The sequence below is a fragment of the Sciscionella sediminilitoris genome (genome assembly GCF_000737195.2).
GTDB lineage: Bacteria > Actinomycetota > Actinomycetes > Mycobacteriales > Pseudonocardiaceae > Sciscionella > Sciscionella sediminilitoris.
In genome coordinates this window covers 39281-49852 of the sequence record NZ_JALM01000133.1, presented here as the reverse complement: position 1 = coordinate 49852, position 10572 = coordinate 39281, and the positions used below count along the sequence as shown (strand labels likewise).

Genomic DNA, 10572 nt, shown 5'->3' with positions numbered 1-10572 from the left:
GAAAAGTGCGACAGAGCCAGCGATCTTGTGGCGGTGTGATCACCTTATCAGTGCTGCGCAGGTCATCACGCACCCCAGCTGCGACGCTGGCGTCTTCGAGGTCGTGGACGTTGAAGAAGCTTGAGGCCAACGCTCCTTCTATGTGGACGCAAGCTCGTCACGAGAAGACGGCGGCCCCGGTGAGCGCTGCGGGTCCACCGTCGGCCATGGCGGACAGAGCGAATGTGTCGGCCCCATTCCGGCGGCCATGGGTCAGGACCGTCGCACCGCAGAACACCGGATGTGACAACCGATACTGGAACGAGGCCACCGGACGCTGGCTGTACCGGCGTGGGATCTCCAGCGACAAGAGCGCGAGCAGTGGGCCGTGCACGAGGAGGTCCGGATATCCCTAGACCTCGGTCACATATGGCTTGTCGTAGTGGACCCGGTGGGTGTTGCAGGTCAAGGCGCTGAACCGAAAGAGCAGTTCCGGCCCGGTCGGTGTGCTGATCCGCCGGTCATGCTGTGGCTCCTCGCCGTGAGTGCCCGGCGCCAGCTTGCGTAGCTGTCCGGTGGGCTGGGAGCGGTAGACCACGTCCTGTTCCTCGGTCAGTAGGACATCGGCTCCGCGCCGGAACTCATGGCGGACAGTCACGAACGCCATCTGCCCGCTGCGCCCGTTCTTTACCGTCACCCCGGCCAGTTCGCTTCGTCGGTCGATCCGCTCCCCAATCAGGATCGGCGAGTGCACCCGGACCCGGCCTCCGGCGATCATCCGACGCCGGTCCGGTATCGCTGGTATGAACCGTCCTGTGGCGGGGTGGCCGTCCTCGCCCAGGTCGGCCTGCTTGGGTGTCTCGAGGAAATGGAACCAATGCCACAGCAGCGGTAGCGAGTCACCCGCACACGCGACGGGCGCCGGGAAGTCGAGCACGGCGGAGAACGCCGCCGTCGGCCATGCCCCGATCACCTCGGAGGCTTCGACAGGTTCTGGCTTCCAGCCGCTAACGATCTCGTTCAGGTCCACCACCGGTCATGCGCTCCTTGCTGTCAAGCTGGGTTTGCGAATCGTCGTACCGGGTAGCCGAGTCCACCGCGGGAGACGAGCTGGCGCACGATGACGTCCTGCTGGATCTCGTTGGTGCCCTCGCCGACGATCATCAGCGGTGCGTCGCGGAAGTAGCGTTCGACGTCGAATTCGGTGGAGTAGCCGTAGCCGCCATGGACCCGGACCGCGTCGAGTGCGATCTCCATCGCGGTTTCCGAACAGAATAGCTTCGCCATCCCGGCCTCGAGGTCGGCGCGCTGTCCCCCGTCGTAGCGGTGTGCCGCGTGTAGCAGCAACTGGCGGGCGGCTGTCAGTTTGGTCGCCATGGTTGCGAGGTAGTTGCCGACGGATTGGTGTTTCCAGATCGGCTTACCGAAGGATTCGCGTTGCTGCGCGTACTGAAAGGCGTCGTCGAAGGCGGCCCGGGCAACTCCAGTGGCGCGCGCGGCGACCTGGATACGGCCAATCTCTAGACCACGCATCATCTGCGGGAACCCTTGGCCTTCCGCCCCGCCGAGCAGTGCGGTCGACGGGACGCGGCAATCGTCGAAGCTGAGTTCGCAGCTCTCCACGCCCTTGTAGCCGAGCTTGGGCAGGTCCTTGGAGACGGTGAAACCGGGGACCTTCTCCATTAGCAGGATGCTGATGCCCCGGTGTGCCGGCTGGGCTTTTGAGTCGGTCTTGCAAAGCAGGGCGACGAGGCCGGCGCGACGGGCGTTGGTGATCCAGGTCTTGGTTCCGTTGACGACGTAGTAGTCGCCGTCAGCGCGGGCGGTGGTGCGCATCGCCCGCAGGTCTGACCCGCCGCCGGGCTCGGTGAGCGCCATCGTCGCGCGTAGTTCGCCGGTGGCCATGCGCGGCAGATAGCGCTGTTTTTGTTCCTCGGTGCCGAATGTGAGCAGCAGCTTCGCGACGACGGTGTGGCCGCCCATGGCACCGGCGAGGCTCATCCACCCGCGCGCGAGTTCTTCGGTGACCATCGCGTAGCACGGCGTCGAGACTTGCAGACCACCGTGCGGCTCTGGAATGGCGAGACCGAAGATCCCGAGTTGCTTCATCTGTTCGATGAGCTTCTCCGGGTAGGTGTTGGCATGTTCGAGTTCACGCACGGTGGGCCGCACTTCGCGGTCGACGAAGTCGCGCACCGTGGTCACGATGGCCTGCTCGATGTCGTCCAGGTGGTCCATTCGGTCTTCCTCTCAATCCTGACTCTCAAGCAGCCTGCGGGCGCGGTCCACGATGGGTTTGTCGACCATTTCGCCGTCAATCGCGGCCGCAGAGGTCCCCGCTGCCGCGGTGACGCGGCGGGCCCAGGCCAGTTCGTCAGCGGTGGGGGCGAACGCGGCTCGCACAGCCTCTAGCTGACGTGGATGCACGCAGAGCTTGCCGCGAAAACCCAAACGTCGGGCGTGCCTCGCGTCGTGACTGGTGGCCGAGTCCTCGCGCAGGTTTGTCGTGACCCCGTCGATCGGGGCCGCGATCCCGGCTGCCGCCGAGGCGAGGACCAACCGTGCCCGTGCGTGGTCCAGGGCGACCGGGTCGTCGTGCGCGACGCCGAGCTGGGCGGCTAGATCGACGCTGCCGAAGGCAAGCCGGACGACCCCGGGCGCGGCACACAGACGTGCGACGTTCGCGACCCCGGCCGCAGTCTCGACGAGCGGGAGGACCGACAGCCCGCTGAGGCTGGCAACCACGTCGAGCTTTTCGGCCTTGGGCAGCATGACCGGTGCCTGCTGGGAATAGGCGAGGTCGAGGTCGGCATCGAACCACGGGGTCCCGGCCGCGTTGATCCTGACCATCGCTTGCCCACCAGCGGCAAGCCACACCCGGATGTGCTCACGAGCGACATCCTTGTCTTGCGGACCGACGGCGTCTTCGAGATCCAGGATCGCGACGTCCGCTCCGCTCGCAGTCACCTTGTCGAACCGGTCCGGACGGTCGCCCGGCACGAACAAGAACGTCGTCGCTGCCTCAAGTGGCTTCATACCGCGGCCCCGATGGCTCCGCGACGCTGCAGGTTATTGCCCCTGCCGCTGGTAAGTCCGAGTCGCTCGTGGAGCATCTCTGCCGTGTCCTGTCCGAGTCGTGGGCTTGGTGACGTCAGCGCACCGTTGAACAGCAGGGGCAGGCCGATAGCCAGGTAGCTACCGATGCCGCGCTGAGCCACCTTGCCGACCGACGGACTGGCCGTCAGCCGTGCACAATCGCCAGCAGCGAACAGAGCGAGCCCGCGATACCACGACCACAAGCCCGAGGTATCGGTGGCTACGGCACATGCCTGGCGATGGGAGCCCGTCGCAGGGCATGCCATTCCTCTCAGCCGCGGTGGCTGATCGAGACCGAACTCGTCGATGGTTAGGACGGCCCTGTCACTGGCGCAAAGCAGAGGATGCGTCTCGAAGCCCTGATAGCGCCCTGCATCTGCGCCATGTACCCATCCCCGCCGGTGCCGGTGCCGGTGCCGGTGCCGGAGACGAACGACGCCGCTACTCCTGACAGCGTGGTGCCCAGTGGGATCGGTATCTCGTCGCGCCGCCCGATCACGGCGCGGGATTGGTGAGATAGGACGCCGGTGCCTGACACCACTCCTAAGGTTCAAAGTCCCTCCTCAACAGGACTGGATGACCAAGGTTGCTGCCGGCCGGGCGCATGCTCGAGCGATCATTACGGCGAAGGAGGCCCGACCTCGCTTCGCCAGGACGCCAGACTCCCGTCCGCAACAAACTCGGCGCTCGTGATGAATCGCCAGCGGGCGAGCACCGTCGCCGCTACCTCATCGACCAGATCTCGCCGTCCCAACGGATTGGCCGCGATCGCCGTGGACGACGCTGGCTCAACCCGGTCCGCCGCGTGCCTCGCCCGCGCTAGTCTGCGAGGACTCCAGCCGCTCGTAGCGCGGCTACGACGTAGTCGCTCTCGCGTCGGACATGATCACGATTGGCCATTTCCACCATGGTGGCGTCACCCTCACGGAGTCCGTCGAGGATCCGTTGATGCTCGACGCTCGCCTGAGGGCTTGCCCCCGGCGGAAGTCGGTACAGCTCGGACGGCAGGTTCTTCGACAGGTACCGAAGGACGGACCGTACGCGCTTGCTTCCGCCCGTGTGGTTGATAAGCCTATGGAACTCGGTGTTGAGCTCATGCAGCCGTTCCGGGTCGGAACTCGAGCACATCTGATCATGCAAGGCCTGGAGTTCGTCGAGTATGGGTTCGGTGATGTTGTCGATCGCTCGAACTGCCGCCAATGCCTGGATCATCCCGTACATCCGGTAGTGATCCTCGATATCCTCTTGCCGGATCGGGACGACATGGGTTCCGCGGTGTGGTGCGGAGGCAACCAGCCCTTCGGCTTCGAGCGCGATCAGCGCCTCTCGAACAGGAACACGACTGACCCCCAGCACCTCGGCAATGGCATCCTGCTGGATCCGCTCATCCGCCTTGAGCTGCCCGTTGAAGATGCAGCCACGGATGTAGTCGGCCACGTGGACGCTGAGGTTCTCCCGCGTCAGCCGGGCTCCGTTACCAGGCCGCTCGCGCTTGGTCGCCTCCGCAGACACAGATCCACCCTTCGATACGCAATGCGTAAAGTATACATATCGGTCACGCCGCCTGACTGACCGCCAACCTAATCCAGGAGGTCTGGCTCCAGCCTCAAGATCTTCTGGTGCAGGGGCTGGAAGTTGAACCACCCGAATTCGGGCGAGCCGGTGAAATCGCCGACACCGCGCGCTTCCTCGTGAGAGATGTGCGAGGGCGTACCCGCGGCCATCGCGAGCAGCTGTGCCTGACAGGATCGCTCCATGGTGATGAACCACCACGCCGCCTCGGCGACAGTCCTGCCCACCGTCAACAGTCCGTGGTTCTTGAGGATTACCGCTTTCATGGAGCCAAGGGCCTTGGCGATCCGGTTACCTTCTTCGAGGTCGAACACGAGTCCACCGAAGTCGTCGTAGACCGCGTGGTCTTCGTAGAACGCCAGCACGTCCTGGGTGATCGGCTCGAGCAGCTGTCCGAAGCTGGAGAACGTTTTTCCGTGGAGGGAGTGAGCGTGCGCTGCCGCCACAACTTCGGGACGCGCCGCGTGAACCCGTGAGTGGATGTAGAAGCCGGCCAGGTTGACGATGCCCTCGCCTTCGACAAGATGACCCGCCTCGTCGACCAACAACAGGTCCGACACGCGGATGTGTTCGAACGGCATGCCGAACGGATTGACCCAGAAGCAGTCTGTGTGTTCGGGGTCGCGCGCTGTGACATGGCCACCGACGCCCTCGCCGAAACCGAAGCGCCCGAAGAGCCGGAACGTGGCGGCTAGCTCGCTCTTTCGCCGCAAACGCTCCTCCTCGACAGTCGCTGCGGTCGGCGGCTTCGGCAGCTGATATGCCTTGTCGTCAAAGGTCGGCAGCGTGGACGTCATCGCAATCTCCTCGTCGTCGAGTCGTTGATCTGTCCGCCTGACTGCCGGGACTAATCAGAGGCCATGAACCATCCCGGAATCAAGGTGCTGGCAAGCCAGGTGTTGACAGCTGCGGACTACCCGTACAATATATACATCATCAAAGATCCCCGCAAGGGTTCGTCGGGGCGGTCGCATCCGGAGGTGCCGTCGGGCCGCGGCGAGACGCGAGGTCGCTCGGCCGTGATCAGTTCGGCTGCCTTGTCCAAAAATCTCTCAACGAGGAGTGAGTTCGATGGACGTCGTCACCGCCGTGAAGCGGAGCAGTATGAGCCCGCCGCAGTACCTGGCAGTTACGTTGTGCCTTTTCTGTAATATGCTCGACGGTTTCGACCTTTTCATCATGGGGTTCGCGCTGCCGCATCTGCCGGCGGGTTTCGCCTCGCCGAGCGAGAAGGGGTGGCTCGTTAGTATCGGCCTCATTGGTTTGGCCGTCGGCGCCATCTTCCTCGCACCTTTCGCGGACAGGATCGGCCGGCGAAAAGTCGTGACGTGGGGCCTCGGACTCGGAGTCGTGTCGATGAGTGCCACCGCTATGGTGCCGGGCGCCGAACTCATGCTGATCACCAGGTTCGTCACTGGACTTGCCGTGGGAATGGTATCGATTCTGGTGATTATTCTGGCGCAGGAGTACGCGTCCCTCGCGCGACGTAATCTCTGCGTCGGTCTCGTCACCCTCGGTTTTCCTCTCGGCAGTGTTGTGGGGGGCTTCATCGGCCTGTTCGTGATCAACGCGTTCGGTGGGGCCTGGCAGGTCCTGTTCTGGAGTGGTGCGGCGCTGAGCATGCTCGGTCTCGTCGCGAGTATCTTCTGGTTGCCGGAGAGTCTTGCTTTCCTTGTCGCCCAACGTTCTCCGGTTGCGCGTGACCAAATCAGCAGAATCGCGACTCGCATGCGTCTGAAGGATGTCGACCCGAACGCAGAACCGCCCGCCGAGGCTGTCCAGGCGACCGGCGAGGGCAAGACATCGCTGGTAGGGCCCCGTTACCGAACGCGTTCCCTGCTCATTTGGCTGGGCTACAGTTGCGTCACGGTCGCCTATTTCTTCGTCTCGAGCTGGACGCCTCAGCTCATTGCGACGAGCAGTGGCAGCAAGGAAACCGGAACCCTGGTCGGAACCATGATCAGCGTCGGAAGCGTGTGCGGGGCCGTCATCTTCGGAATCATCGGCATCAAAGTTCTGGCCACGAAATTCACCTGGGTCACGTTGATCGTCGCGGTGGCCGCACAGATCGTCTTTGCGCTCACCCTGCAGGGCGGTGTCGCGATCGCGGCGGCCGTGTTGCTGGGAATGGGCGCCTTCGGCGCTCTGTCGTCCTACACGGCGGCCGCCCCGCCGCTTTATCCGATCCTCGTCCGGGCACGAGCTCTCGGATTCATGTATGGCATCAGCCGTGTCGGCGCAATCTTGGCCCCGCTTGCCGCGGGATATGCGTTGTCGTTCGTCGCGCCGGTCAACATGTACCTCACGGCTTCCCTGTTCCTCGTGATCGCCGCCCTCGCGGCGTTCGTGTTATGGCGGCACAGCAAGGATCACTTCATTGCCGAGCGCGCGGAAATATCGACGGAGAATGCGGTCGCTGCTGAGCCCAGCGGGAGCTGAGTACCTCCGTTTGCCGTGAGGCGCCGAGCCGCGGAAGCCATAACTGCGTCCACTGAGTCGAATGAAAGGCCGGAGAAAACGTGTACCTGCACGAAGCCGTGTGCCGTGCGCTTCTTGACGCCAGGGTCGATCATATGTTCGGCCTGGTCGGCGATGGCAACCTCTTCTTGGTCGACAGTTTCTCGAAGGCAGGTGGCGCATACATCGCGGCCGGGCACGAAGCCGGTGCCGTGATGATGGCACACGGATTCACACTCTCGTCTGGTCGTGTCGGCGTCGCCACCACCACGCACGGCCCCGGCCTCACCAATACCCTCACCGCGTTGGTTGACGCCGCGATCGGTCGGATCCCTCTGCTGGTAATCGTGGGAGACACCGCGCGCGACGACATCACGTCGGTGCAGAACATCGACCAACGCGAGTTCGTTGCACCCACGGGTGCGGGTTTTGAGACCGTCCGAGCTCCAGACTCAAGCCTCGCGCAGTTGACGTCAGTCTTGACACGAGTTGAAGCAGAGAGCCGACCCTACGTGTTGAACGTGCCAGTCGAGTACTGGTGGCAGGATGTCGAGTACGCCGTCTCCAAACGTCCGGTGGTGGACCGCGTCGCACGAGCCTCGGCCGACGCAGTCGAGGAAGCGGTCGGAGTCATCGCCTCCGCTCGACGACCGCTCATCCTTGCCGGCCGCGGAACGACCTCCGCGTCGGGAAGTCTTGCGGTGCAACGGCTTGCTGCCAGACTCGAGGCACCTATCGCGACGACACTCAAGGCGAAGGACGCGTTCAACGCGAGCGGCAATGCCATTGGTCTCTTCGGCGGTCTCGCCCAGCCCTGGACCCTTGAGGTGGTGGGTGCGAGCGACTGTGTCATTGCCCTCGGCGCTGGTCTCAATCACCGGACAACCGAAAAGGGCAGCCTGCTCGCAGGCAAACGCGTCGTTCAAGTCGACATTGATGCCAGTCGGGTCGGGACCGTGCCGAACGTCGACGTGTCCATCCTCGGCGATGTCGCGTCGACCGTCGACGCCGTCATCGAGTTGCTCGACGAAGGTGAGGTCCAGCCCACCGGGTTCTTCAGCGATGAGGCGCGCGCCAAGTTCCGTGCATCCGTCATGCCCGCGGCACCCGTGGAAAGCAGCCACGGCGCGGTCACGCTCGGCGAAACGCTTCAGTGGCTGAACGGACTGCTCAAGGAGCAACGCACGGTGGTGATCGACGGCGGACGCTTCATGTTCAGCGTGTTCCACGACATCGAGACGGACGGCGCACGCGGATGGATCGAGCCGATCAACTTCGGCTCCATCGGCCTGGGTCTCGGCGCGGCGATAGGCGCGTACTTCGGTCAGCCCGATCGCCCCGTACTCCTGCTCACCGGCGACGGCGGCTTCATGCTCGGCGGGCTCACGGAGTTCAGCACCGCAGTGCGAGCCGGGGCCGACCTCGTGGTTGCCGTTCTCAACGATGCCGCATACGGCATGGAGCACGTCCAACTCATGCGCCGGGGCCTGAAAGGAGCCAGCACTGAGGTCCCCTGGCCTGACCTCGCTCCGGTCGCCGTTGCCCTCGGCGGTGCCGGCACGACGATCCGGACCAGTGCCGACTTCGCTGATGCTGAGCGGCTGGTCGACGAGCGCACAACTCCGGTGCTCCTCGACATCAAGTTGGACGTCAACGACCTCCCACTGCCGTACTAGACCGTAACCAGATTTCAGAATGCAGGGCGACATGAATTTCGACGTAGTGAGCGGAAGAATCAAGGCACTCAATGGCGACGTCGACGAGGCGTGGGCACTTCTCTACGACGCCGATCCAGGGTTTGCCGACGCGCTGTCCAAGTACCTTGTCGCGGCCGGCTCACCTGATGCGCTGCCGCCACACATCACAGAGCTGCTCTTGCTCGCGCACGATGCCTCTCTGACCGTGCTCGACCGCGACGGTGTACGCCGGCGGATCCATCGAGCACGCGAGGCCGGCGCCTCGACCGCAGAGATCTTGGACGTCTTCAGGCTCCTGTGCATGCTCTCGATCCACAGCGTGGCGGAGGGACTTCCTATCGCGGTCGGCGGGAGCTATCCGGCGCCCCAAGACATGTCGGGGCCCTATTGGGAGACCTTTGAATCGACGTTCCCCGGACTTCACGGGGGAATGGCAAAAGCTACACCTGACTTCTTTGAAGCATATCGTGAAATGGGATCAGCGATCTGGCAGGCTAAAGGCCTGCATCCGAAGTGGCGGGAGTTGGTGTGGGTCGTAGCCGATCTCGCCACCAACCACCTGTTCTCGTCCGGCGCCCAGTTGCATGCCGCGAACGCGATGCGCTACGGCGCAACCGCCGAAGAAGTGGTATCCGCGGTACTGCTTGACGTGGTCTATGTCCAGCGGACCGCAGAGTTGATGAAACTCGCACTGAGCCCATCGGACACCGAGCGATGACACGTCTTGTCGCAGCTGGACGAATGCAAATGGGAAAGCTCGATGCATCACCGAAAGTGACACGGAGGAGCGGTACGTGAAAGTCATCGGTCTCACGGAGTTCGGTGGCCCCGAAGTGCTGGGGCCTCACGAGGTACCTATTCCCGAACCCGGGATTGGCGAGGTCCGTATTCGGGTGCGGGCGGCTGCGGTGAATCCCACGGATGTCCTGTTTCGTTCGGGCTACCACGCCGACCAGGTGCAGGGCGGCCCGCCGTTCGTCCCTGGGATGGACGCGGCGGGAACCCTGGATGCCGTCGGCGACGACGTAGATCTCGGCAGTCTCGACCTTGGTGACCCGGTTGTGGCGATCGTCGTACCGACCTCCCGAACCGGCGGAGCGTATGCCGAGTACCTGATCGTTCCGGCGGCGTCCGTAGCGCGGGCACCGGCGGGGTATTCGTTGGTCGAGGCCGCGACTCTGCCGATGAACGCCATGACCGCCCGGATGACCCTGGACGTTCTCGACCTTGCTCCCGGCAGCACCATCGCGGTCACCGGATCGGCCGGCGCGTACGGTGGCTATCTCGTGCAACTGGCACGACTCGACGGACTGCGCGTGGTGGCCGACGCCTCTCGCAGTGATCATGCCCTCATCGAAGCCATGGGCGCTGACCTTATCGTTGGCAGGGGCGAGGGCTTCGCAACCGAGGCGGTCCGCCTCAACAATGGCCAGGTCGACGCGCTTGCCGACGGCGCTCTGCTTGGCGACCACGTCAGTTCCGTTGTCCGCGACGGCGGGCAGATCGCATTGGTCCGGCCGATTGCGGTTCGCGCGCAGCGGGACATCCGAGTGCACGAAATCTATGTGCGGCAGTACGCGACGCGGGGCGAGAAGCTCGACAGACTTTGCCGGTTGGCCGAGCGCGGGTCGCTCACCCTCAGGGTGGCCGATACCGTGCGGGCCGAGGACGCGGCTGCCGCGCAGAAGCGACTCGACGCGGGGGGTGTCCGTGGACGGATTGTCCTCACCTTCTGAGTCGTCAGGCCAACCCCGGTTATCTCCTAGCAGGA

9 protein-coding genes are annotated in these 10572 nt (G+C 64.2%); 4 read left to right on the top strand and 5 right to left on the bottom strand.

The genetic code is table 11. The annotated features are described in order from the left end of the window. Positions 1-391 precede the first annotated feature (391 nt). The 5 genes from AD72_RS33145 to AD72_RS33120 all read right to left on the bottom strand — a co-directional run bounded on the left by AD72_RS33145 (position 392) and on the right by AD72_RS33120 (position 5444). Positions 392-1012 (bottom strand): FAS1-like dehydratase domain-containing protein, encoded by a 621-nt coding sequence (locus tag AD72_RS33145; protein ID WP_051899287.1) that lies wholly within the window; start codon positions 1010-1012, stop codon positions 392-394. 20 nt (positions 1013-1032) lie between these two features. Next, positions 1033-2217 carry an acyl-CoA dehydrogenase family protein gene (locus tag AD72_RS33140; protein ID WP_037348200.1) on the bottom strand — a complete coding sequence of 395 codons (1185 nt, stop codon included), beginning with the start codon at positions 2215-2217 and terminating at the stop codon, positions 1033-1035. A gap of 12 nt (positions 2218-2229) precedes the next feature. Continuing rightward, positions 2230-3015, bottom strand: a complete 786-nt coding sequence (locus tag AD72_RS33135) for an HpcH/HpaI aldolase/citrate lyase family protein (RefSeq protein ID WP_031470599.1) — start codon at positions 3013-3015, stop codon at positions 2230-2232. A gap of 879 nt (positions 3016-3894) precedes the next feature. After that, on the bottom strand, positions 3895-4587 hold the full coding sequence (locus tag AD72_RS33125; protein ID WP_231645119.1) for a GntR family transcriptional regulator: 693 nt from the start codon (positions 4585-4587) through the stop codon (positions 3895-3897). 68 nt (positions 4588-4655) lie between these two features. Then, positions 4656-5444 carry a class II aldolase/adducin family protein gene (locus AD72_RS33120; RefSeq protein WP_031470596.1) on the bottom strand — a complete coding sequence of 263 codons (789 nt, stop codon included), beginning with the start codon at positions 5442-5444 and terminating at the stop codon, positions 4656-4658. 274 nt (positions 5445-5718) lie between these two features. On the opposite strand from AD72_RS33120, the gene AD72_RS33115 reads away from it, so the two are divergent. The 4 genes from AD72_RS33115 to AD72_RS33100 all read left to right on the top strand — a co-directional run bounded on the left by AD72_RS33115 (position 5719) and on the right by AD72_RS33100 (position 10537). Continuing rightward, a complete protein-coding gene (locus AD72_RS33115) occupies positions 5719-7086 on the top strand; it encodes an MFS transporter (protein WP_051899286.1) in 1368 nt (455 codons plus the stop codon). Positions 7087-7166: 80 nt separating this feature from the next. Next, positions 7167-8780 (top strand): thiamine pyrophosphate-binding protein, encoded by a 1614-nt coding sequence (locus tag AD72_RS33110; protein ID WP_031470594.1) that lies wholly within the window; start codon positions 7167-7169, stop codon positions 8778-8780. 31 nt (positions 8781-8811) lie between these two features. Then, positions 8812-9519, top strand: a complete 708-nt coding sequence (locus tag AD72_RS33105) for a carboxymuconolactone decarboxylase family protein (protein WP_197285155.1) — start codon at positions 8812-8814, stop codon at positions 9517-9519. Positions 9520-9595: 76 nt separating this feature from the next. Then, entirely contained in the window at positions 9596-10537 is a 942-nt protein-coding gene (locus AD72_RS33100; protein ID WP_031470592.1) for an NADP-dependent oxidoreductase, read from the top strand. The last annotated feature ends 35 nt before the right edge of the window (positions 10538-10572 follow it).

Excerpts from the sequence above, each read along its gene's own strand:
- AD72_RS33140 (WP_037348200.1), bottom strand. The coding sequence starts at position 2,217 with ATGGACCACCTGGACGACATCGAGCAGGCCATCGTGACCACGGTGCGC.
- AD72_RS33115 (WP_051899286.1), top strand. The coding sequence starts at position 5,719 with ATGGACGTCGTCACCGCCGTGAAGCGGAGCAGTATGAGCCCGCCGCAG.
- AD72_RS33135 (WP_031470599.1), bottom strand. The coding sequence starts at position 3,015 with ATGAAGCCACTTGAGGCAGCGACGACGTTCTTGTTCGTGCCGGGCGAC.
- AD72_RS33120 (WP_031470596.1), bottom strand. The coding sequence starts at position 5,444 with ATGACGTCCACGCTGCCGACCTTTGACGACAAGGCATATCAGCTGCCG.
- AD72_RS33105 (WP_197285155.1), top strand. The coding sequence starts at position 8,812 with ATGAATTTCGACGTAGTGAGCGGAAGAATCAAGGCACTCAATGGCGAC.